Raw genomic sequence first — 22,137 nt, forward strand, 5'->3', positions numbered from 1 at the left:
GCCGGGCGGGGCGTGGACGGAACGGGGGACGGGGTGCGGCGGCCGGTCAGGCGTCCGGGTCGACGCCGACCGTGAGCGTGCCGCGGTAGCCGGCGGACGGCGCGCTGCCCAGCGCCGTCACGGCGAGCAGCCCGGCGGCGGTGCCGCCGTTGCCGTAGATGCCGTCGGCGGACAGGGGGGTGCGGGGGACGGTGTTGGTGGAGTACGGGGAGAGTCTGGCCACCGCCTCGGTGATCTTCTCGTCGAAGAAGAGCTGACCGGTGTGGATCTCGTTGCCGCCGGTGAACGAGCTGTCCGGGGTGAGCGTGACGCCCGTGTGCACCTTGAGGTGGACGTGGATGCACCGGCCCCGGTACCAGCCGGGGTAGATCCCGGTCAGCTTGGCCACCCCGTCGGTGCCGGTCAGCACGCCGCCGCGCAGGAACGTGCCGTTGTCCGGCTCCTGGTGGCCGTTGTTGCCGACGAAGCCGGAGTACTCGCCGAGCGCGTCGCAGTACCAGATCTCCACCAGCGCCTTGTTGAGGGGCGCGCAGGTGGCGGTGTCCACGACGGTGAGGACGAGCTCGAGCGGGACCCCCTTCTTGCCCTCGGCGACGTTCGCTCGTACGAGGGCGTGATCGAGGTAGTACGGGCCCTCGGTGAGCTCCTTGGTGAGCGTGCAGATGGCGGCGGTGTCGCGGGTGCCGGTGGCCGTATCGGCCGCGGCGGCCGACTCCGGGCGGGTGGCGGCCGTGCCCGCGCCGATCCCGATGGCCGCCGCGGCGGCGCTTCCGGCGAGCAGTACTCTTCGGCGCCCCAAGGGGGCGGAGGATAAGTCTGTCATGGGCATGGAAAGATAGAGGCGGTTCCTGTGGGACGCCTGTGGATTCGGCAAAGTCCCCGCCCGTCAACTCCCGATACGGCCAACTCCCTTACCTCATGCGGGTGTTGACAGCTCCGCAAGCGCTTACTAGCTTCTTCCGGGATGGCCGCTGTCCGCCGGGGCGATCCTGACCACATCGCCCGGCGCCAGGGCCCCGCACCGTCAGAGCCGCAACCTTTGGCGATCTCCACCGGCCTTTGTGATCAGCGTGCTTGCCGCTCACCCTCGCTCATCCCGCAAGCGATTACCCCTCCCGTGTGGAGATCCTCCGAATGAGAGGACTCCCCCATGCGCTCGACGCACGACCTCGGCACCACGGACGACGACGATGTCATTGACGTCACCCGCGTCACCGCCCGCGACCGGCGCCGGCTGACGGCGGTCGCCGCGGGCGTCACCGCGGCGCTCGCCCTCGGCGGCCTCTCCACGGTCTCCGCCCACGGCACGGACTCGGCCGACTCCGCACGCTCCGACTCCGCGCACACCGCCGCCGCGCGCTCCGCCACGGGGACGCGTCCCACCGCCGAGACCACCCCCATCGGCTTCGGCGCCGGCACCACGGGCGGCGGGAACGCCACCGCCACCACCGTGACCTCCCTGGACGCCTTCAAGGCCGCCGTCACCGGCGACAAGGCCAAGGTGGTCAGGGTCTCCGGGCTGATCTCCCTCACCGGCCAAGTGGACATCGGCTCCAACACCACCGTGCTGGGCGTGGGGTCGGGCTCCGGCTTCACCGGCGGCGGACTGCGGCTGAAGGAGTCGACGAACGTCATCGTCCGCAACCTCGCCATCAGCAAGCCCCGGAAGCCGTCCGACGGCATCACCGTGCAGAAGTCCACCAAGGTGTGGATCGACCACAACACCTTCTCGGCCGACCGCGACCACGACAAGGACTACTACGACGGTCTGCTGGACATCAACCACGGCTCGGACAACATCACCGTCTCCTGGAACAAGTTCGCCGACCACTTCAAGGGCAGCCTGGTCGGCCACAGCGACAACAACGCGAGCGAGGACACCGGTCACCTCAAGGTGACGTACCACCACAACTGGTTCTCGGATGTGTACTCCCGCATCCCCAGCCTGCGCTTCGGCACCGGCCACTTCTACGACAACTACGTCCAGGGCGCGGAAACCGGTGTGCACTCCCGGATGGGCGCGCAGACGCTGGTCGAGAACAACGTCTTCCGCGACACCGAGGTGGCCGTCACCACCAGCCGGGACAGCGACGTCGACGGCTATGCGGTGCTGCGCGGCAACGACCTGGGCGGGGCGGCCACCGAGATCTCCCGGACGGGCAGCTTCACCACCCCGCCGTACGCGTACACGGCGGAACCGGCGTCCTCCGTCGTGTCCACCGTCACCGCCCAGGCGGGGACGGGCAAGCTCTGAAGCGCGTCGGCACCGGCCCCCGGCGGCCGTCAGGAGGGCAGCACCCACATGGGGTTGGCGTAGAACCACAGATCGCGCCACGGGTCCGCATCGCCCGGCACATCCATGGCCGGGCCGTGCGGATCCACCGCCGCGCCCCGCGCGCCCACCGCCACCCGGTTGCCGTCCGTGCCGCGCAGCCGTACGTACAGCGGCCGGTCCACCGGGCCGAGGGCGTAGGAGAGCCGGACCGTGCCCGTCGCGCCGCCGATCTGATACGACTTCACCACCCGGGTGCGCGGCGCCGCGAAGGTGTCACGGTCGTCCGCCGCGCCCGTGACCTCGCCCTGGATGACGTCCACCCGTGCCAGCTTCGGCACGAAACCGGCCCAGTTGGGGCCGTTCGCCAGGGCGATGTCCACCTCGAGCCGTACCCGGGTGCCGCGCTCCACGTGCAGTGTGCCGCCGAGGGTGACCGCACGCCCCCGGCCGCCACTTCCGCCACCGCCGAGCCGCGCGTCCAGGCCGCTGATCAGCCCGCCGTGGTCCACCCACACCCGGCCCGCCCGGATGCCGTCCATGACGGCGGCGTACGAGAAGTCCTCGGCGCCCACATGGGTGCGGCTGTACTGGCCCGGCCAGTAGTCGTTCTCCTCCAGGTCGAGCCCGCCCCCGTACACCGGGTCGTTCTGCCGCCCGTTGGTCTCGTAGTCGCTGCCGGGGCCGCGCGCCGCGGTGTCGGCGTAGACGTTGTGGGAGTCGGAGTTGGCGGTGATCCACCACGGCTTGCCCTCGCTGAGCAGGCTGTCCCACAGCCCGCCCACCGTGGCGGTCATCCAGTCGAAGCCGCCCCAGGTGCGGTACGACTCGGCCGGGTACGCGGCGAAGGACTGCGGCCCGGGGGCGTTCTCGTACAGCCCGCGCGCACCGCCCGGGCCGTGCGCGGCGGCCGGGATCCCGGCGGCCTGGTGGCCCGGCGCGCCCTCCATGCCCACGGCGATGTGCGGCTGGGCGTCCCGCCAGCCCCGGATCTCGTGCGGGGAGTCCAGGCCCTTGCGGGCGGGGTGGTTGGCGAGCATCAGCGCGGCCCTGACGCGCCGCCGGCGCACCGCGTCGGAGAGGAAGTCAAGACCGGCGATGGCCAGCGCCTCGTTCCGCGGGGTGGAGTCCCCGGCGTTCTTCACCGACCCGTCGAAGGAGTTCTCGAACTCCTTGAGCACCGCCACCTCGTCACGGCCGGGGTGGACGAAGACCGTGCCGTGCTCGGCGCCGGGGATGTTCCACTCCAGCCCCTGGAAGACCAGCGCGTCCCGGTGGGTCTCGCGCGCCTCGCGGATATCGGGGTTGACCTTCTCGACCCCGATCCGGGCGTGGGTGACGTTCCCGTGGTCGGTGATCACCATCCAGTCCAGGCCGTGCCGGGCACCCTGCCGCACCTGGTCGATGACCCGGTACTTCCCGTCGTTGCTGTACTGGGTGTGGATGTGGTGGTCCCCGGCCAGCCAGAGATAGCCGCCGCCGTGCCGGGAGCCGGGCGTCGCCGCGCCGTTCGCCGCGACGGCTGGCGTGGTGCCGCCGTCCAGCACGGTCACGGCACCGAGCCCCGCGCCCAGCAGCCCCGCGCGGCGCAGCATCGAGCGCCGGGAGAGCTGGTCGGGGGTCAGCTCGTCGTCCCGTACGGACAGGTCGAGGGCCGGGGGAAGGCTGTGCACCGCGAGTTCATCGTGAGGGTGGTGATGTCCGGGGGCCATAGGCGCGAACGTAAGCAACGCGGTTGAACACCAGCCGAACACCGCGAGCCCAACAGCCCATCGTCAGCGGTTCATCAGCCGAGAGGACACCTCCTTGAGACTCATCGGACGCTTAGCCGTCGCCGCCGCGGCGGTGCTCACCCTCTGCGCGACCGCGATCACCACGGGCGCCACGCCCGCTGTCGCGGACACCGGGACCCACCAGACCATCACGGGCACGTTCAACATCCTGACCTACAACGTGGCGGGGCTCCCCGAGGGCCTGTCGTCCAGCCACCCCGCCAAGAACACCCCGCTGATCTCCCCCCGGCTCGGCGCGTACGACATCGTCAACGTCCAGGAGGACTTCAACTACCACGCCGCGCTCTACGCCGGGGACGACCACCCGTACCGCACCCCCACCAGCGGCCCCGCCGTCTTCGGCGACGGTCTGAACACCCTCTCCGACCTGCCGTACGACGGCTTCGAGCGGGTGAAGTGGAAGCGGTGCAACGGCACCGACTGCCTCACCCCGAAGGGCTTCACCTTCGCCCGGGTGCGGCTGGCCGAGGGCGCCTACCTCGACCTGTACAACCTGCATCCCAACGCGGGGACGACGGACGCCGACCTCGCCGCCCGCCGCGCCAACATCACCCAGCTCTCCGACTACATCGCCGCCCACTCCGCCGACAACGCGGTGCTCGTCATGGGCGACACCAACACCCGCTACACCCGCACCGCCGACAACATCCGCGACCTCGCCACCCGCAACGGCCTCACCGACGCCTGGGTGGACCTGGTGCGCGGCGGCTCGGCCCCGCCCGCCGGTTCCGACGCCCTCGTCTGCGACCCGGATCACGTCACCGACACCTGCGAGGTCGTGGACAAGGTCCTCTACCGCTCCGGCCCGGGGCTCTCCCTCGCCGCCACCCGCTACCACAACGCGCACACATCCTTCCTCGACGCCGACGGCAAACCGCTGTCCGACCACTATCCGCACACCGTCGACTTCACCTGGCAGACCGGCAAACCCGGCGTTCCTGGCGCGCCACGCTAGGCCAGTAGGCTTCGGCCCATGCGTGATCTTGTGAATGGCTTCGGTTATCTGATGAAGGGGCAACGCTGGGCGGCCCGGCACGGGAGATGGTGGGGGTTCGGGATGATTCCCGCCCTGATCACCCTCGTCGGCTACGCGGCGGCCCTCGTCGCCCTCTTCTTCTGGACCGATGACGTCATCGCATGGGCCACGCCCTTCGCCGACGACTGGTCCTCACCCTGGCTAGCCGTCTTCCGCGGCGCGCTCTCGATTCTCTTCGCCGCCACCTGCCTCTTCCTCGCCATCATCACGTTCACGGCGGTCACGCTGCTGGTCGGCCAGCCCTTCTACGAGTCGCTCTCCGAAGCGGTCGACCGGTCCGAGGGCGGCGCGGTGCCCGAGTCCGGGCTGTCCACCTGGGCGGAGCTGTGGATCGGGCTGCGCGAGGCCATCGCGCTGCTCATCCGCGTCACCCTCTGGAGCGTGCTCTTCTTCGCGCTCGGCTTCATCCCGGGGGTCGGCCAGACGGTGATCCCCGTCCTGGCCTTCTGCGTGACCGCCTTCTTCCTCACCGAGGAGCTGACGTCGATCGCCCTGCTGCGCCGCGGCATCCTCCTGAAGGAGCGCCGCCGCCTGCTCCGCTCCCGCCGCCTGCTCTCCCTCGGCTTCGGCGTCCCGCTGTCCGTCCTCTTCCTGATCCCGCTGGTGGCCGTCTTCCTGATGCCGGGCGCGGTCGCGGGCGCGACACTGCTCGTACGCGACCTGACGGGCGAGGACGAGGACGCGACCCCGCGCGGCGAAACGGCGGCGGGCCCGGCGGGCGCCTTCAACGGCTCGTAGCGACGGACCCCCGAGTGACGGCCTGTTTGGTTCGCCGGGGCCTTGCCCGGCGGACCAAACGGGCCGCGGGCCGGCTACCGGGCCGCGGGCATGTTGCCGTCGCGCCAGTCGTTCACACGCTTCCGGATGCTGGGGACCATGGGGAGCGCGTCAACCTCTGCGGGGTCGAACCAGCGGACGTCGGTGGACTCCTCGGAGACCGCCAGTTGCCCAGTCACGGGACGTGCCACGAAGCAGACGGAGAACTCTTGGCGCACCTCGCCATCGTCGTAGGCAAAGACGTGACGAGGGTTGGTGTAGGTGCCGACGATGCCGACGATCTCAACATCGACCCCGGTCTCTTCGCGCGTCTCCCGAATCGCGCAGTCCGGCAACGACTCACCGATGTGCATGGCACCACCGGGAAGCGCCCACATGTCGTTGTCCCGCCGGCGCTGAAGCAGGATGCGCCCGGCATCGTCAACGACGACGGTGGAAGCAGCAGGAACCAGGCTGTTCGCGGCCGGGGCACTCGGGTCGTCCTCGTAGTCCCGCCTACCCATCATCTTCCCCTTCCCATACCGGTCTGCCTCGTCTCCACAGTTCCTCAACGTGGGAAGCGAAGCGATCAAACATGCCGTCGTCCTGGCAACGGCGCAGGTGCAGCGTGGGGGCATCGTGTCCCACGCGATGAGTCAGCAAAGGCGTAACGATCATGTCGTCATCGAAGCGGAAGACGGATAGATACGCGTGCCCCTCGCTGTACCTCACATCGATGCCCGGCTGGCTTCTGATCTTCTCCAGTTCGGCCGGCGTCACGCGGATGCGCGTGGACAGCGTGAGCGCGACGTCTTCATCCTGCTCCCGCGACCGCGTGAGATCACTGTCAGGGTCACCGAGCAGGAAGCGCACTCGGCATCCTTGGACGGCCTTGCGCCGCAGCGCGGTACCGAACCGGGCTTGTTCGAGCCATAGGAAGTAGTTGGTGTAGCCCGCAAAGGTCAGCTCTCGCTCAGCCTTGGTGATCAGCGAGCGCCATAGAGAGGCCGGCGAAACGTGGCGTTCGCTGGGGTCGTACGCGATGACCCTCGGCTCCACGGCTCGCGTGCATCTTTTCGAGGCCCGACGGCTGACCGTCGGGCCTCAGGAACTCACCCCTGCCGAACGGGACTTCAAGCTTTCGTGGTGGTCGATGGGCGACGCGATCGACGCCGTCGCGCAGGGCCGCTTTCTGCTTCCGGCCGGGCCCTTGGCTCTGCTGCTCGCTGAGCGCGAGGCCCGGGACGTCAACGGGTCGTAGTGGCGACCACGGTGAGGATCGAGCGGACCTGGGCGGTGATGGCCTCGCGGTTGTGGACGAAGTCCGGGTCGGTGACCTGGCCCGTGCCGGGGTCGGTGTTGCCCGGGCCGAACTGGAGGACCGGGGTGTGGAGATGGCCGCCCGGGGCCTTCAGACCGACCGCGTCGCGCAGCAGGGTGGCGCGGTAGGCGATCTCGTTGGAGAGGTAGTCGCCGCCACTGCCCGCGCGGGCCGTCGAGCCGGGGGTCGGGCCGTCCGGGCGGACCACGGGGGTGGTGCCGCCCGCCGGGATCTCGGTGACCTCGGTGTGGTCGTAGACGGGGACCGGGCCGGTGTTCGCCGCGACGATCCGCTCGTAGGGGAGGGTCGTGGTCGTCCACTGCGGCTGCGGGCGCGGGGTCGGCACATCGGCCGGGATCGGTACGGTCTCGGTCCGGGAGATGTTCGCGTTGTCGGGGTAGCCGCCCCGCCAGGCGCCGTTGGTGCGCTCGACGTCGAACCGGCCCACCCGGCCCTGGCTCACCGTCATGAACGCGTCCACCCGGCGCGGGCCCGTCCGGAAGGCGGGCAGCAGCGTCCGCTCGACCGTGCCGTTCGCGAAGTCCGCCCAGCGGACCGGGAAGACGGCCGTCTCGACGCGGGCCGGGCCGCTGTCCGTACGGATCGTCGTCCCGTCCAGCGCGAGCGCCGCCGCGCCGGAGGGGTTGGAGCGGCGGACATCGGCGTCCAGCTGGAACGGGTCGAAGCCGGTGACCACGATGCGCTTGATGTGCTGACCGGCCTTGTCGGCGGGCAGGTTCAGCGAGTCCTGCCCGCGTGAGGTGCGCTCCAGCGTGTCGAGGAGCGCGGCGCGGCGGGCGTCGCTGAGCGGGAAGCCCGGCCGCCACTGGCCGAGCGCGCGGGTCATCCCGAGCCGCCCCCAGTACAGCGGCCGGTCGTCGTCCCGGCTGAGGTCCCCGCCCGCGGGCCCCCGGCCCTGTACGCGGTCCACGGCGCGCTTCCACAGCTGCCCGCCTTCGCGTGCGATCACCCGCTCGGCCTCGGCGGCCGAGTGCGTCCCCGACAGGGCGCGGGCGAAGTCCGGTGCCACGTCGTCGAACCCGCTGCGGCGCAGGATCTCCTGGGGCGCGGCCTTGTCGAGCCGCTGCTCCTCGATGGTGGGGGCGGCGGTGGTGGTGTCGGCCGCGGCCGTCGCCGGCACGGCGAGGGCCAGGGGAGCGGTGGCGAGCAGGGCGGCGCCGAGCAGGGCGAGCCGGGGGCGTATCGATCTCATGCGGGGGTCCTCTCGGGTGAGGGGTGATGGTTGACGTGGCCGGGGGGCTGGGAGCCGGGGGGCCGGGGAAACGACAACCCCTCCCGTCCCGTGCTCTTGAGCACGGGACGGGAGGGGAACCGATGAGCTATGGGGCCGCGCGCGGCGGAGCCGCTCAGCGTGTGGAGAACGAGTGCACCGTCGTCGACCGGTACGTCTGCCCCGGCCGCAGCACCGTCGAGGGGAACGACGGCTGGTTCGGCGAGTCCGGGAAGTGCTGGGTCTCCAGGGCGAAGGCGTCGCCCTGCCGGTACACCCGTCCCGATGTGCCCGCGAAGGTGCCGGTGAGGAAGTTGCCGGTGTAGAACTGCACACCGGGCTCGGTCGTGGCGATCCGCATCACCCGGCCGGACTCCGGCTCGGTCACCGTCAGGAAGTGCTCCGGACGGCTGGTGATGCCCTTGTCCAGCACGAAGTTGTGGTCGATCCCCTGCCCGTAGAGCACCTGCTGGTGCGCCTCCCGGATGTCCCGGCCGATCTCCTTGGCGCGGCGGAAGTCGAACGGGGTCCCGGCCACCTTGGCGAGCTCGCCGGTGGGGATGAGGGTCTTGTCGACCGGGGTGTAGCGGCTGGCGGCGATCTCCAGACGGTGGTCGTAGATGGAGCCGCTGCCCTCCCCGGCCAAGTTGTAGTACGTGTGGTTGGTGAGGTTCACGACCGTCGCCTTGTCGGTCGTGGCCTCGTAGTCGATGCGGAAGTCGCCCGCCGCCGTGAGCGTGTAGTCCACGCGCACGGTGAGCGTGCCGGGGTAGCCCATCTCGCCGTCGGGGCTCACCCGGCGGAGGGTGAGCCCCACGTCCGCGCCCTTGCGGAACGGCTCCACGGACCAGACGTGCTTGTCGAAGCCCTTGTCGCCGCCGTGCAGGCTGTTCGGCCCGTCGTTGATCGGCAGCTGGTACTTCTTGCCGTCCAGCGTGAAGGTGCCGCGTGCGATGCGGTTGCCGTAGCGGCCGATGAGGGCGCCGAAGTACGGGCTGTCCGCCACATAGGAGTCCAGGTCGTCGAAGCCGAGCGACACATTGGCGCGGCGGCCGTGGCGGTCGGGGATCTCCAGGGCCTGCACGATGCCGCCGTAGCTGAGCACGCGCAGCCGGGTGCGGCTGTTCTCGATCGTCCAGCGGTCGACCTCGGTGCCGTCCGCCAGCGTGCCGAAGTGCTCCTTCACCGCGCCTCCCTTGCCCGCGGAGTCCCCTCCGCCAGCTGCGTGGGCGGTGCCGGTCGTGACGGCCGAGGCCGCCAGTCCGGCCGCCGCCGCCGTGATCACCGTGCGTCTGCTCGTGGTCATATGCGGCTCCATAAGGCTAGATCCATGAGGGACAGCTGATGGGTTACGACCCGACCTTGCGCTTGTTCCAGACATCGAAGCCGACCGCGGCCAGCAGCACCAGACCCTTGATCACCTGCTGGTAGTCGGTACCGATGCCGACCAGCGACATACCGTTGTTGAGCACGCCGAGCACCAGACCACCGATGATCGCGCCGAGCACCGTGCCCACACCGCCGCTGGCCGAGGCGCCGCCGATGAACGCGGCGGCGATGGCCTCGAGCTCGAAGTTGAGGCCCGCACTGGGGGTGGCGGAGCCCAGCCGGGCGGCGAAGACCAGACCGGCGAGGGCGGCGAGCACACCCATGTTGACGAAGACCAGGAAGGTGACGCGCTTGTCCCGGACACCCGACAGCTTGGCCGCCGGCTGGTTGCCGCCGAGGGCGTACACATGCCGCCCCACCACGGTGTTGCGCATCACAAAGCTGAACACGACGAAGAGCACGGCCAGGATCAGCAGCCCGTACGGCGCCCCGTGCCAGCTGGACAGCGTCATGGTGAACGCCATCACCGCGGCCACGATCGCGGCGCACTTGACGAAGAACAGCCCCAGCGGCACCACGTCCAGCTCATAGGCCGTCCGCTGCTGCCGGGCGCGCCACTCCTGCCAGACGGCGGCGGCGCAGACCACGAGGCCGATCACCATCGTGGGGTTGTGGTACTCGGTGTACGGGCCCATCTCCGGGATGAAGCCGGTGCTCATCTTCTCGAAGCCGTCGGGGAACGGCGACAGGGACTGACCGTCCAGCAGGATCTGGGTGCCGCCGCGGAAGGCCAGCATTCCGGCCAGGGTGACGATGAAGGACGGGATGCCTATGTAGGCGATCCAGAAGCCCTGCCAGGCCCCGGCCACCGCGCCGAGCAGCAGACAGAGGACGACCGCGAGGGGCCACGGCATATCGTGTTTGATCATCATGACACCGGCGGCCGCGCCGATGAAGGCGACCAGCGAGCCGACCGACAGATCGATATGCCCCGCGATGATCACGATCATCATGCCGATCGCGAGGATGAGGATGTAGCCGTTCTGCTGCACCAGGTTGGTGACGTTCAGCGGCCGCAGCAGGATGTCGTCCGACCAGATCTGGAAGATGACGATGATCAGGGCGAGCGCGACCAGCATTCCGTACTGCCGCATATTGGACCGCAGGCCCTGCAACAGCAGCGTCCCGACGCTGGGCGAGCCCTCGGCCGGCGGTGGGGCCGGGCTCTCGGTCTTCTGGGTGGCCGTGCTCATCCTTCGTCTCCTCTGTCCCTCGTCATGTGGCGCATCAGAACTTCCTGCGTCGCCTCGGCCCGGGGAACCTCCCCGGTCAGCCGCCCGGCCGCCATCGTGTAGATCCGGTCGCACATCCCCAGCAGCTCGCCCAGCTCGGAGGAGATGAAGATGACGGCCTTGCCCTGGGCCGCCAGATCGTTGATGACCGTGTAGATCTCGTACTTGGCCCCGACGTCGATGCCACGGGTGGGCTCGTCGAGGATGAGCACTTCGGGACCCGCGAAGATCCACTTGCTGAGGACGACCTTCTGCTGGTTGCCGCCGCTGAGCCGGCCGACCCGCTCGAAGACCGTGGGCGCCTTGATGTTCATCGTGGTGCGGAACCGCTCGGCGACCCGTGACTCCTCGTGCTCGTTGACCACGCCGCGGCGCGCCACCTTGGTCAGCGAGGAGAGCGAGACATTGCGGCTGATGGTGTCGTCGAGGTTGAGCCCGTAGTGCTTGCGGTCCTCGGTGACATACGCGATGCCGTGGTCGATCGCCTCCGGCACGGTGCGGGTACGGACCTCCTGGCCGTCCCGGAACACCCGGCCGCCCGCATAGCGCCCGTACGCCCGCCCGAAGACGCTCATGGCGAGCTCGGTGCGGCCGGCGCCCATCAGCCCGGCGATGCCGACGATCTCCCCGCGCCGTACGTTGAGCGACACCCCGTCCACGACCTTGCGCTGCTGGTCGATGGGGTGGTGGACGGTCCAGTCCTCGACGGCCAGGGCCACCTCGGAGGAGTCCTCGCCCTCGTACGGGGTGCGGTCGGGGAAGCGGTGGTCGAGGTCGCGGCCGACCATGCCGCGGATGATGCGGTCCTCGGAGATCTCGGGGCTGGCCTCGGGGGTCTCCCGGACGGTCAGGGTTTCGATGCTCTGGCCGTCGCGCAGGATGGTGACGGAGTCGGCGACCCGGCGGATCTCATTGAGCTTGTGGGAGATCAGAATGCAGGAAATGCCCTGCGCCTTGAATTCCAGCAGCAGATCCAGGAGCTTTCCGCTGTCCTCGTCGTTCAGCGCCGCGGTCGGCTCGTCCAGGATGAGCAGCTTCACCTCCTTGGAGAGCGCCTTGGCGATTTCCACCAGCTGCTGTTTGCCCACGCCGATATCGGTGACGCGGGTCTGCGGCGAATCCGTCAGACCGACCCGCTTGAGCAGCGCGGTGGCGTGTCTGAGGGTTTCGTTCCAGCTGATCAGGCCGCGCCGGGAGTGCTCATTGCCGAGGAAGATGTTCTCGGCGATGGACAGATAGGGGATCAGCGCCAGTTCCTGATGGATGATGACGATGCCGCGCTGCTCGCTCGCGCGGATGTCCTTGAAGGCGCACGCCTCGCCGTCGAAGAGGATCTCGCCCTCGTAGCTGCCGTGCGGATGGACCCCGCTGACCACCTTCATCAGGGTGGACTTTCCCGCGCCGTTCTCCCCGCAGAGGGCGTGGATCTCGCCCTGGCGGATCTGGAGATTGACATCGGAGAGCGCCTTGACACCGGGGAACGTCTTGGTGATGGAACGCAATTCGAGAATGGTGCTCATAGCCCGGTACCGCCCTACTTCAGCTGCGACGCGGTGTAGTAACCCTGGTCGACCAGCACCTGGGTGTTGGACTTGTCGACGCTGACCGGGTTGAGCAGGAAGGTCGGCACGACCTTCTCACCGTTGTCGTACGACTTGGTGTCGTTGACCGGGGGCTTGCCGCCGGTCAGCTCCGCCTTGGCCATCTGCACGGTGGCCTTCGCCAGCTTGCGGGTGTCCTTGTAGATCGTCTGCCGCTGCTGGCCCCGGAGGATGGACTTCACGGAGGCCAGCTCGGCGTCCTGCCCGGTCACCACGGGGTACGGCTTGGACTTCGTGCCGTAGCCGACGCCCTTGAGCGCGGAGAGGATGCCGATGGACATGCCGTCGTACGGGGAGAGCACGGCGTCGACGTCGCGGCTGCTGTACGCCTTGTTGAGCAGGTCCTCCATGCGGTCCTGGGCGGCGCTGCCACTCCACTTCTCGGTGTAGAGCTGGTTGAGCTTGGTCTGCTTGGAGCGGACGACCAGCTCACCCTTGTCCATGTACGGCTTGAGCACCTTCATCGCGCCGTTGAAGAAGTACCGGGTGTTGTTGTCGTCCGACGACCCGGCGAACAGCTCGATGGAGAACGGGCCCTTACGGCCCTTGGACAGCCCCAGCTTGTCGACGATGTACTGGCCCTGGAGCCTGCCGACCTTGTCGTTGTCGAAGGTGGCGTAGTAGTCGACGTTCTTCGTGCCCAGGATCAGCCGGTCGTAGGAGATCACCGGAATGTTGGCCTCATGGGCCTGCTTCACCACATCGGAGATCGCACCGCCGTTGATCGGCGCGATCACCAGCAGCCGATGGCCCTTGGTGATCATGTTCTCGATCTGGGACACCTGGGTACGGACGTCGTCCTCGCCGTACTGGAGGTCCGTCTTGTAGCCCGCGGCCTGGAACTGCTTGGCCATGTTCCGGCCGTCGGCGATCCACCGCTCGGAGGACTTCGTCGGCATCGCGATGCCGATCGTGCCTCCCTTTTCCTTGCTCTTGTACCGGCTGCCGCCGACCGCCTCCTGGCCACAGGCCGTGGCGGTCAGCGAGAGCGCGAGGAGGCCGGCGCCTATCGCCGCGGCTCGTGCTCCTCTTACCGTGCGCATGGTGTTGGGGTCCTTCCCTGGGGCGTCGTTGCTTCAGGAACTGGGGAGGTCCGCGTCGGCGGTGAAACGCCGCAGCGGACCCGGCAGCCGGGAGCCGAGCGGGGACATCCCGCCGTCCGCGCCCAGCCGGGTGAGCAGGTCGAGCACGAGCCGCCCACGGCGCACCCGCTCACGGGCGCTGCCCAGCGCCACGTCGCGCAGCTGGGCGCCGTACGGGTAGATCCCCGGGGATTTGCTGAGCCCGAACTTCAGATAGATGGGGGCGCCGCGCCGGATCAGCTCCGCCGCGTCATAGAGCCGCACATAGCCGCCGAGGTCGTCCGGGGCCTCGACGTAGAAGTCCATCGGGGCGCGGGAGACCCGGCGGATCTCGGTGAGGTGCTCCAGCGTCAGGTCCGAGGGGATGTTGATGGAGTCGGCCCCGAGCTGCTCGTACACCGCGAACGAGGCCGGGTTGACCGGGCCGACCAGCGCGGACAGCTTGAAGGTGGTGTCCGCGGGCAGCTCGCCGCGCGCCCGCAACCGGTTGAGCAGCCACAGCACGCCCTCGTCGGCCACCAGCAGGCACTTCACGCCCAGCGAGACCGCGCGCAGCGCGTCCTCCACACAACCGGCCACCGCGTCATGGCCACGGGCGCGCAGCCCCCCGCCGCCGGAGTCGGAGCGGGTGGCGGCGCCGATGTCCCAGGTGCCGCGGGGGCCGGTGAACAGGCACAGCTCGGCGTTCCGCTCGGCGCAGGACTCCACCATCTCGGTGATCTCGGCATCGGTGAGCATCCAGACGCCGCTGCCCTGGCTGATCCGGTGGATCGGCACATCCAGCCGCCCGGCCTCCTTGAACACGGTGGCCAGCGCCTCCGGGCCCTCGACGGAGGGGATCTCGGTGCGCCAGGTGCCGCCGTCGGGGAAGGTGTGCGCGGAGGTGTCGGCGGGGTCGGGGGCGGGCGCGGCGTGGCCGAGCGACGCGAGGGCCGCGTCGGCGGGGCGGCGGGGGCCGGAAGAGGCGGGTGAGGCGGCGGTCACGGTGCTCCCTGTGGAGTGATGGCCGGTGGTTCGGCGTCCGGCTGGTGCTGCCCAGGACATCGTTGTCCGGGTGGGGCTGGGGTGATGACTAGAGACGGTCGGGAGGGCTGGTGGGACGACTGGAGTCGGGCCCCCAAGGCTGGTGGGACGACTGGAGTCGGGGGCGGGAGGCTTGACACGGCGCGGTTTGGCACAGCGAGGTCTCACTTACGCCCTAGTCGAGGCCCTGCGGACGCAGCAGCACCTTGCCGACGGCCGGATCACCGCTGCCGACCAGCTCGATCGCCGAGGCGAAGTCGGTCAGCGGCAGCTCATGGGTGATCAGCGGCCGCAGGCTCAGCAGCCCCGCGTCGAAGACCCGTACGGCGTGTGACCAGGCGGCGGGCGGGGCCCCGAAGACGGTCTGCACCTCGGTCTGGCGGACCACCAGATCGGTGGGGTCAAGGCCCTCCGCGCCCGCCGCCGGGATGCCGGTGAGCACCAGCCGGCCGCCCCGGCGCAGCAGGGAGGCGGAGGTACGGGCGGCGGAGGCGGAGCCGGCGGTCTCGATCACCACGTCATAGCCCGAGAGCTGGTCGGACAGCTGGTCCCGGGTGCGGAACTCGGTACCGCCGAAGGACAGCGACAGCTGCTCCCGGTCCGGGCGGGTGCCCACCACCAGCAGCCGCGCGGGGGAGACGGCGGCGAGGAACTGCACGGCGATCATGCCGAGCGTGCCGGTGCCGACCACCGCGACCCGCTCACCGGGCTGGGCCCCGGCCTTGAGCGCGGCGGCGGCGATGCACGCGGCGGGCTCCAGCAGGGCGGCCGCGCCCAGGTCGGCGTCGTCGGACAGCGGGTGCAGCAGCCGGGCCGGCAGGGCCAGGGTGTCGGCCATCGCCCCGGGCTGGGTGAAGCCGGTCTCCTCGTACCCGGCCGTGCACAAGGTGGTGTCCCCGGCGTGACAGCGGTCGCACACCTGGCAGTTGCGGAATCCCTCGCCGACGACCTTACGGCCGACGAGCGCCTCCGGGACGCCCGCGCCGACCGCCTCGACCGTCCCGGACCACTCATGGCCGGGGATGACGGGGTAGCGGACGTACCCCTCGGGCCGGTTGCCCTGGTACAGCTCGCGGTCGCTGCCGCAGATCCCGGAGGCGTGCACCCGCACCCGCGCGTCACCGGGGGCGGGCGCGGCCGCTTCGGCGGCGGTGCCGGTCTCGACGAGACGGAACGCGCCGGGGGCGTCGAGGACGAGCGCGGTCACTGCCGTCCGCCCTTCGGGTCCCGCTTCTCCCAGCCCTCGGCCCACAGGTCGAAGTGGGCCTGCTGCTGGGGGAATTCGGCCGCCGCTTCGATGTCCAGCTCCACGCCGAGACCGGGCTCGTGGGAGAGCTGGAAGTAGCCGTCCACGACCTGCGGGGCGCCCTTGACCACCTTCTTGATCTCCGCGTCGGCGAAGTCGTTGAAGTGCTCGAGGATCTTGAAGTTCGGGGTGCAGCCCGCGAGCTGGAGCGACGCGGCGGTCAGCACCGAGCCGCCCACGTTGTGCGGGGCGATCAGGACGTAGTGGGTCTCGGCCGTGGCGGCCAGCTTGCGGGCCTCGCCGATGCCGCCGATGTGGCCGACGTCGGGCTGGATGATGTCGGCGGCCTGCGACTCGAAGAGCTCGCGGAACTCGATCCGGTCGTGGATGCGCTCGCCCGTGGCGATCGGCAGCCGGGTCTTCTCCGCGACCTTCGCGAGCGCCTTGAGGTTCTCCGGCGGCACCGGCTCCTCCAGCCACGACGGGTGGAAGCGCTCCAGCTCGCCCGCGATCCTTACGGCCGTCGCCGGGCTGAACCGCCCGTGCATCTCCACCAGCAGCTCGGTCTCCGGGCCGATCGCGTCCCGTACGGCCTCCACGAGGGAGAGCGAGTGCAGGGTCTCGGCGTGGTCCAGCTCGAAGTGGCCGGTGCCGAAGGGGTCCAGCTTCAGCGCCCGGTAGCCGCGCTCGACCACCGTGGAGGCCGCCTTGTGGAACGCCTCGGGCGTGCGCTCCACGGTGTACCAGCCGTTGGCGTAGGCCTTGACCCGGTCCGTCACCTTTCCGCCGAGCAGCTGCCAGACGGGCACCCCGAGCGCCTTGCCCTTGATGTCCCAGCAGGCCATCTCCACACAGGCGATGCCGGACATCACGATCTCGCCCGCCCGGCCGTAGTCGCCGTACTTCATCCGCCGGACCAGGTCCTCCACGGCGAACGGATCCGACCCGGCCAGGTGATTGGTCTCGGCCTCACGCAGATAGCCCAGCAGCGCATCGGTCCGCCCGAGCATGCGGGTCTCGCCGACGCCGGTGATCCCCTCATCCGTATGGACCTGCACATAGGTGAGATTGCGCCAGGGGGTGCCGACGACATGCGTACTGATACCGGTGATGCGCACAGCAATCGACCCTTCACGGTGTTCGATATTTCGTCACTCGTTCGAAATGTTGACGTGACGGTAGTAAGCGCCCGTCAGAGGTGTCAATGGTTGTGCGTCGAATGACGTTCGAACGTGACAACCCATCATGACCGATCAAGAACCATCATGACCGATCATCTCGCTGGACGACATGCCTGCCGGAATGTTCGTTGGAGACGCCGTGCGACGGGGCTCAGTCTCTGGTGTGCGAGAGCGAACGGGCCGGGGTGACCTCTTGTACGTGGAGGACGGCGTCGCACCAGTCCGCGAGTGATCCGCCGGAGAGGTGGTGGGCGGCGTCGTCGGCGGGGTCGTAGCGCGGGCCGAGCAGGCGTGTTCTGGTCGGCGTGGCGAGCCAGGCCCGCACGGGAGCCGGGCTGTCGGCGCGCGGGTCCAGGAGATAGGCGTCCAGCGCGGTGCCTCCCAGGATCGCGTCAGCGAACTCCGCGGGCGGCGCCGGTACCGGATGGGGGGCCATGCCGTGATGGAAGGTGAGGCCGATGGACACGTGACCGGCTCCGAAACGCTCGCGGAGGTAACTGCCCGCGTTACGGTGCGTCATCGGCGGGGAGGGGGGCGAGACGGTCCGCGGAGTTCCGTTGACGGTGTGCGCGAGGCCGCCCCAGTAGACGATCCTGTCCGCGGTGTTCTCGTGCCACCGGATCGTGTCCTCGGCCAGACCCAGCTCAATGCGGGCGAGGCCGTCGGGCAGGGAGAGCTGGGCCAGATGCTCCTGGGCGGTGGGGGCGGTGTCGACGAATCGGACCGGGTCGCCGGGGTGGCGCCGGTTGAAGGAGCGCATCCAGCGGACGACGCCGAGGATCTCCTCGGTCCGCCAGAACGGCCGGGCCCTGGCCAGCAGCGCCCGGGGGTCGCCCGCCCCGGTGCCGATGTACTCGTCGAGGCCGATGCTCGACGGGTTGTCCCCTTCAAGCGCGAGCGAACGGAACCCCCGTTCCTCGACCAGCAGCCGGACGATCCGGTGCGAGAGGGCGCTGAGTTCATGGGTCTGACGGGTCGAGGCCCCGATGGCCACGACCTTCGCGTCGCGCACGATGTCGAGCAGCGGCAGGAGATCGGTCAGCGGAGCCTCGGGATCCAGCGTGGTGAGGCGATGAGCGTGCTCCTCGATCCATCGAGTCACCATCTCGGCCATGGCCGGGCCTCCTTGATCGGAGTTGGTTGGTTTCGGAGTGCGCCCCGGTGGTGGCCGACGCGGCGAGAGCAGGCTCGGACATGAACCAAGGTTGAGGTCAAGCCAAGGGGCGACGGCGGCTACGAACCGCTTCGCTGCGCCTTCACCAGGACCTCGCCCGCCATTGTCCGGTCGTACAGAACCGAACGCCCCGCCCGGCGCCTGCGGACCAGGCGGGCCTCGCGCAGGACGCGCAGATGGCGGCCGATCGAGCCCAGGGTCTGGCCGGTGAGGGCCACCAGGTGGGTGGTGCTCTTCGGGGTGTCGAGGAGGAGCAGAACGCTCGCGCGGGCCGGGCCGAGCAGGCGGGCGAGGGGGTCGGTGGCCGGTCGCGGGTCGGACCCGGCGAGGGCGCCGGAGCAGGGGTAGACCACGGCGTAGCGGTGCGGCGCGTCCCAGGAGACCCATCCGGTGGCGGGTGTGACGGGGACGAAGAGCAGCTGGGCGCCGTGGACCGCGCGGGGCGGGTTGTCGTGGGCGTTGATCTGGAGCCGGCTGCCGCCCAGCCAGCGCATCCCCGGCCGCATACCGTCCAGGACGGCCGCCCAGCCGCCCTGGCTCACCTGGCCGGTGCGCGCCACCACATCGGCCTCGATGATCCGGCGGCGGCGCGGCCAGGTGGGCCGTACGGCCTCCGTCCACACCCACTCCAGCAGCTCCGCGAGGAGCCCCGGCAGATCGTCGCGGCGCAGCGCGGGCGGGAGCGGGGTGCGGCCCAGGGAGACCGTGAGGTCGGAGCGGGCGGCGGCGGGGTCCGTCGTACGGATCCGGGCCAGCTCCTCCTCGAACGACGGCTCGCCCTCGCCGGGCGGCGCCTGGGTGAGGAAGTCCGCGAGCCAGGTCCGGCCGAGCGCGGCCCGTACGAGCAGCGCGGTCACCGGGTCGTCGGCCAACCGCGCCCGGTAGGCGGGCAGATGGGCGTCGAGCCAGGCCCGCTCGCCCGGGTGCGCGGCGGTCGCCCGCTCCAGGGTGATCAGGGCGGCGGTGGTCTCGGCCAGGGCGGAGCGGACGAACCGGCCGCCCGCGAGCGTGTCCGCGTCCACCAGCCACAGCCCCATCCGGCCACCCCCGCCGCCACCCGTGGTCGCGCGTCGTTCCGCGTCGTTTCGTGTCGTTCCGCGTCGTCGCGCGTCGTTTCGCGTCCGCGCGAAACATTAACGCCGCCGCGCGGCGACTCCCGAGCCTGAAGGCCATGCGCACCTTTTCGGAAGTGTTCCGGGTCCCGGAGTTCACCCCGCTGTTCCTGGTCTCCGCCACACAGGTGGCCGCCTCGACGGCGAGCGGCCTCGCCCTCGGCACCCTGGTCTACGCCGCGACCGGCTCACCGCTGCTCTCCGCGCTCAGCATGTTCGGCCCCTCGCTCGCCCAGGTGGCGGGCGCGCTGGCGCTGCTGTCGGCGGCCGACCGGCTGCCGCCGCGCGCCGCGCTGTCCGGGCTGTCGGCGCTCTTCGCCCTGGGGACCGCCGCGCTGGCCCTCCCCGGGCTGCCCGTGGCGGCCGTCCTCGCCATCGTGTTCGGGCTGGGTGCGGCGGCCTCCCTCGGTGGTGCCGTCCGCTACGGGCTGCTCACCGAGATCCTGCCCAAGGACGGCTATCTGCTGGGCCGTTCGGTGCTCAACATGTCGGGCGGCACCATGCAGATCGGCGGATACGCGGCCGGTGGCCTCCTCGTGACCGCCCTCTCGGCGCGCGGCACCCTGCTCACCGCCGCCGCGCTGTACGCGCTGGCCGGGGCCACCGCCCGGTTCGGCCTGAGCGGGCGTCCGGCGCGGGCCGCCGGACGGCCCTCGGTCGCCGAGACCTGGCGGGTCAACGCCCGGCTGTGGTCCTCCGCGCCCCGCCGCCATGTCTACTACGCCCTCTGGGTGCCCAACGGGCTGATCGTCGGCTGTGAGTCCCTCTTCGTGCCCTACGCGCCCCGGCACGCCGGGCTGCTCTTCGCTGTCGGCTCCCTCGGCATGCTGACGGGGGACCTCCTCACCGGGCGGCTGCTGCCGCCGCACCGGCGGGAGCGGCTCGCGGCGCCCCTGCGGCTGCTGCTCGCCGCGCCGTATCTGGTCTTCGCCCTGCACCCGCCGCTGCCGCTCGCGCCGGCCGCCGTCGCCCTCGCCTCGATCGGCTTCTCGGCCACGCTGGCGCTCCAGCAGCGGCTGATGACCCTGACGCCGGACGAGATGAGCGGCCAGGCCCTGGGGCTGCACTCCTCCGGCATGCTCACCATGCAGGGCGTGTCCGCCGCCCTCGCGGGCGCGCTGGCCCAGCGCACCTCACCAGCGGTGGCGATGGCCACGCTGGCGGCGGTCTCCGTGGCCGTCACCCTGGCCCTGGCCCCGGGTTTGCGGGGCGATCCGGCGGCGGCACGCCCGCGCCAAGTGGCCTCGCCCGAGGGGACGGCCGAGGGGGCGGTCCGGGAGTGAGCACCGTAAGGGCGCGGTGAGCACCCTAAGGGTGCGGGCGAGCACCGTAAGGGCGTTGGCGAGCACCGTAAGGGCGTCACCGGGGCATCCGGTCGCGGGGCCGTGGGGTCAACCGGGCGCCCGGCGGCCACCCGTTGGGCGGTGCCGGACACGCCGCACGGGGGTGAGGTTCCCCCGGACGGGTTCGGACGCCCGGTAGCTGTACGGGCAACTGAACTCCCGCCCCTGGAGGTACGTCCATGCGCAACCGCCGCCGCGCCCTCGGCGCCCTTACCGTTCTTCTCATGGCGGCGCCGGCCGCCCACGCCGCGCCCGCCGCGCACGACTGGCCCGACCGGCCGCGTCTGCCCCTGCCCTGGACCGACGATCTGACCATCGACCGCACCGGGGACGTCGCCCCGGACGGATCCGTCGCGCTGTACGGCAGCTACCGCTGCGTCCGGGAAGGGACGGAGTACACGCGGGCGACCGTGCTCGTCACCCTCACCCAGGGCCGGGAGCGCCATGGCCTCGGCGGCTATGCCGCGGTCTGCGACGGCCTGCGGCACCGCTGGCTGATCGACGCGGTGGACGTGGGGCGGTACGAACCGGGACCGGCGGACGCCGAGGTCACCCTGCTGAGGTTCGACGCCGGTGACTCCTTCGTGCCGATGCCGAGGAACGCGGCCGGGATCGAGCGGAGGGTCAGGCTGGTGGGCGGCGACCACTGAGTCACCGTCACGAGACGGCCGCCCGTACGGCCGTCACCCGTTGGCCGCTTCGTCTCCCTGCCCCAGCAGGGAGACGAAGGCCCGGAAGAGCACGGGCATGTCCACCGCGTCCCGGTCGTGCAGCCACTGGAACTGGAGCCCGTCCATCACCGCCACCAGCAGCGGCGCGGCGGCCTCCGGGGTGAGCCCGCCGGGGAGCCGGTCGCCGAACTCGCCGCGCAGGATGGCCGCCATGTCGGCGCGCACCTTGTCATAGCGCTGGGTGAAGAAGCCGCGCGCGGGGTGGTCGTCGGTGACGCTCTCGCCGAGGAGCGCGGAGAAGGTCTGGACGACCCCGGGGCGCATCGCGTTGTAGTCCACCAGCGAGGCCAGCAGGTCCAGCGGCCATATGTGCCCTCCGTCGCGCCGCGCGGAGCCGGTGTCCCACTGGTCGCGCTCCTCGAGCACGGCGATGAGGAGCGAGTCCTTGGTGGGGAAGTAGTGGAGCAGCCCCTGTTGGGTGAGGCCCACCCGCTCGGCGACCGCGCCGAGGGTCGCGCCCCGGTAGCCGCGCTCGGCGATCACTTCGAGCGCGCGGCGGACGATCTCCGCCCGTCGTTCCTCACCACGTCTGGTACCGCGCTCGGTCGCCCTCTCCATGCTCGTACCGTAGAGCATGTTTGATAACGAGTCGATAACGGTACCTACCTGCTGAC

The 22,137-nt window shown here is 70.6% G+C and carries 20 protein-coding genes and 1 pseudogene; 6 read left to right on the forward strand and 15 right to left on the reverse strand.

Annotation, left to right across the window (positions count from 1 at the left end):
- Positions 1 to 46: 46 nt before the first annotated feature.
- The gene (locus tag KHP12_RS34455) at positions 47 to 829 is read right to left on the reverse strand and encodes an intradiol ring-cleavage dioxygenase (protein WP_086882187.1); all 783 of its coding nucleotides are present in this window, start codon (positions 827 to 829) and stop codon (positions 47 to 49) included.
- A 321-nt stretch (positions 830 to 1,150) separates the two neighbouring features.
- On the opposite strand from KHP12_RS34455, the gene KHP12_RS34460 reads away from it, so the two are divergent.
- Complete coding sequence (locus KHP12_RS34460; protein WP_208653021.1) at positions 1,151 to 2,254, forward strand: pectate lyase family protein; 1,104 nt, start codon at positions 1,151 to 1,153, stop codon at positions 2,252 to 2,254.
- Positions 2,255 to 2,283: 29 nt separating this feature from the next.
- On the opposite strand, the gene KHP12_RS34465 is transcribed toward KHP12_RS34460, so the two are convergent.
- Complete coding sequence (locus KHP12_RS34465; RefSeq protein WP_086882186.1) at positions 2,284 to 3,984, reverse strand: PHP domain-containing protein; 1,701 nt, start codon at positions 3,982 to 3,984, stop codon at positions 2,284 to 2,286.
- A 94-nt stretch (positions 3,985 to 4,078) separates the two neighbouring features.
- Between KHP12_RS34465 and KHP12_RS34470 the strand changes: the two are divergent.
- A pseudogene (locus KHP12_RS34470) lies at positions 4,079 to 4,981 on the forward strand (exonuclease/endonuclease/phosphatase family protein); the annotation flags it as partial.
- A 57-nt stretch (positions 4,982 to 5,038) separates the two neighbouring features.
- Positions 5,039 to 5,839 carry an EI24 domain-containing protein gene (locus tag KHP12_RS34475; RefSeq protein WP_086882185.1) on the forward strand — a complete coding sequence of 267 codons (801 nt, stop codon included), beginning with the start codon at positions 5,039 to 5,041 and terminating at the stop codon, positions 5,837 to 5,839.
- A gap of 74 nt (positions 5,840 to 5,913) precedes the next feature.
- Here KHP12_RS34475 and KHP12_RS34480 read toward each other — a convergent pair whose 3' ends face one another.
- Complete coding sequence (locus KHP12_RS34480) at positions 5,914 to 6,381, reverse strand: NUDIX domain-containing protein (protein ID WP_211834943.1); 468 nt, start codon at positions 6,379 to 6,381, stop codon at positions 5,914 to 5,916.
- Positions 6,374 to 6,916, reverse strand: a complete 543-nt coding sequence (locus KHP12_RS51520) for a DUF5919 domain-containing protein (protein WP_086882184.1) — start codon at positions 6,914 to 6,916, stop codon at positions 6,374 to 6,376. The genes KHP12_RS34480 and KHP12_RS51520 overlap by 8 nt, the downstream gene beginning before the upstream one ends.
- 7 nt (positions 6,917 to 6,923) lie before the next feature.
- Here KHP12_RS51520 and KHP12_RS34490 point away from each other — a divergent pair, with 7 nt between their 5' ends.
- Entirely contained in the window at positions 6,924 to 7,118 is a 195-nt protein-coding gene (locus tag KHP12_RS34490) for a hypothetical protein (RefSeq protein ID WP_308016968.1), read from the forward strand.
- Here the strand turns inward: KHP12_RS34490 and KHP12_RS34495 are convergent.
- From KHP12_RS34495 to KHP12_RS34540, 10 genes are all read right to left on the reverse strand, one after another.
- Positions 7,105 to 8,391, reverse strand: coding sequence for a pyroglutamyl-peptidase I (locus KHP12_RS34495; protein ID WP_211834042.1), 1,287 nt, complete (start codon positions 8,389 to 8,391; stop codon positions 7,105 to 7,107). The two genes, KHP12_RS34490 and KHP12_RS34495, sit on opposite strands and share 14 nt — an antisense overlap.
- 154 nt (positions 8,392 to 8,545) lie before the next feature.
- On the reverse strand, positions 8,546 to 9,715 hold the full coding sequence (locus KHP12_RS34500) for an aldose epimerase family protein (RefSeq protein ID WP_208653313.1): 1,170 nt from the start codon (positions 9,713 to 9,715) through the stop codon (positions 8,546 to 8,548).
- A 43-nt stretch (positions 9,716 to 9,758) separates the two neighbouring features.
- Positions 9,759 to 10,991, reverse strand: coding sequence for a multiple monosaccharide ABC transporter permease (gene mmsB, locus KHP12_RS34505; RefSeq protein ID WP_086886494.1), 1,233 nt, complete (start codon positions 10,989 to 10,991; stop codon positions 9,759 to 9,761).
- Entirely contained in the window at positions 10,988 to 12,550 is a 1,563-nt protein-coding gene (gene mmsA, locus KHP12_RS34510; RefSeq protein WP_086886495.1) for a multiple monosaccharide ABC transporter ATP-binding protein, read from the reverse strand. Before mmsA ends, mmsB begins: the two co-directional genes overlap by 4 nt.
- Before the next feature lie 14 nt (positions 12,551 to 12,564).
- Positions 12,565 to 13,674: a multiple monosaccharide ABC transporter substrate-binding protein gene (chvE, locus tag KHP12_RS34515; RefSeq protein WP_210609236.1), complete on the reverse strand. Its 1,110-nt coding sequence runs from the start codon at positions 13,672 to 13,674 to the stop codon at positions 12,565 to 12,567.
- Positions 13,675 to 13,707: 33 nt separating this feature from the next.
- Positions 13,708 to 14,697, reverse strand: coding sequence for a hypothetical protein (locus tag KHP12_RS34520; protein ID WP_210609235.1), 990 nt, complete (start codon positions 14,695 to 14,697; stop codon positions 13,708 to 13,710).
- A 214-nt stretch (positions 14,698 to 14,911) separates the two neighbouring features.
- Positions 14,912 to 15,943, reverse strand: coding sequence for a zinc-dependent alcohol dehydrogenase (locus tag KHP12_RS34525; protein ID WP_086886277.1), 1,032 nt, complete (start codon positions 15,941 to 15,943; stop codon positions 14,912 to 14,914).
- Positions 15,940 to 17,100, reverse strand: a complete 1,161-nt coding sequence (locus KHP12_RS34530) for a mandelate racemase/muconate lactonizing enzyme family protein (protein ID WP_086886276.1) — start codon at positions 17,098 to 17,100, stop codon at positions 15,940 to 15,942. Before KHP12_RS34530 ends, KHP12_RS34525 begins: the two co-directional genes overlap by 4 nt.
- Positions 17,101 to 17,314: 214 nt before the next feature.
- Positions 17,315 to 18,277 carry an erythromycin esterase family protein gene (locus tag KHP12_RS34535; protein ID WP_086886275.1) on the reverse strand — a complete coding sequence of 321 codons (963 nt, stop codon included), beginning with the start codon at positions 18,275 to 18,277 and terminating at the stop codon, positions 17,315 to 17,317.
- A 119-nt stretch (positions 18,278 to 18,396) separates the two neighbouring features.
- Positions 18,397 to 19,374, reverse strand: a complete 978-nt coding sequence (locus tag KHP12_RS34540; protein ID WP_210609234.1) for an ArsR family transcriptional regulator — start codon at positions 19,372 to 19,374, stop codon at positions 18,397 to 18,399.
- A gap of 134 nt (positions 19,375 to 19,508) precedes the next feature.
- Here KHP12_RS34540 and KHP12_RS34545 point away from each other — a divergent pair, with 134 nt between their 5' ends.
- Both KHP12_RS34545 and KHP12_RS34550 read left to right on the forward strand, forming a co-directional pair.
- Positions 19,509 to 20,732: an MFS transporter gene (locus KHP12_RS34545; protein WP_210609233.1), complete on the forward strand. Its 1,224-nt coding sequence runs from the start codon at positions 19,509 to 19,511 to the stop codon at positions 20,730 to 20,732.
- A gap of 239 nt (positions 20,733 to 20,971) precedes the next feature.
- On the forward strand, positions 20,972 to 21,442 hold the full coding sequence (locus tag KHP12_RS34550; RefSeq protein WP_086885026.1) for a DUF6299 family protein: 471 nt from the start codon (positions 20,972 to 20,974) through the stop codon (positions 21,440 to 21,442).
- A gap of 33 nt (positions 21,443 to 21,475) precedes the next feature.
- Here KHP12_RS34550 and KHP12_RS34555 read toward each other — a convergent pair whose 3' ends face one another.
- Positions 21,476 to 22,081, reverse strand: coding sequence for a TetR/AcrR family transcriptional regulator (locus KHP12_RS34555; RefSeq protein ID WP_211834043.1), 606 nt, complete (start codon positions 22,079 to 22,081; stop codon positions 21,476 to 21,478).
- Between the last annotated feature and the right edge of the window lie 56 nt (positions 22,082 to 22,137).

Source organism: Streptomyces asiaticus (genome assembly GCF_018138715.1).
GTDB lineage: Bacteria > Actinomycetota > Actinomycetes > Streptomycetales > Streptomycetaceae > Streptomyces > Streptomyces asiaticus.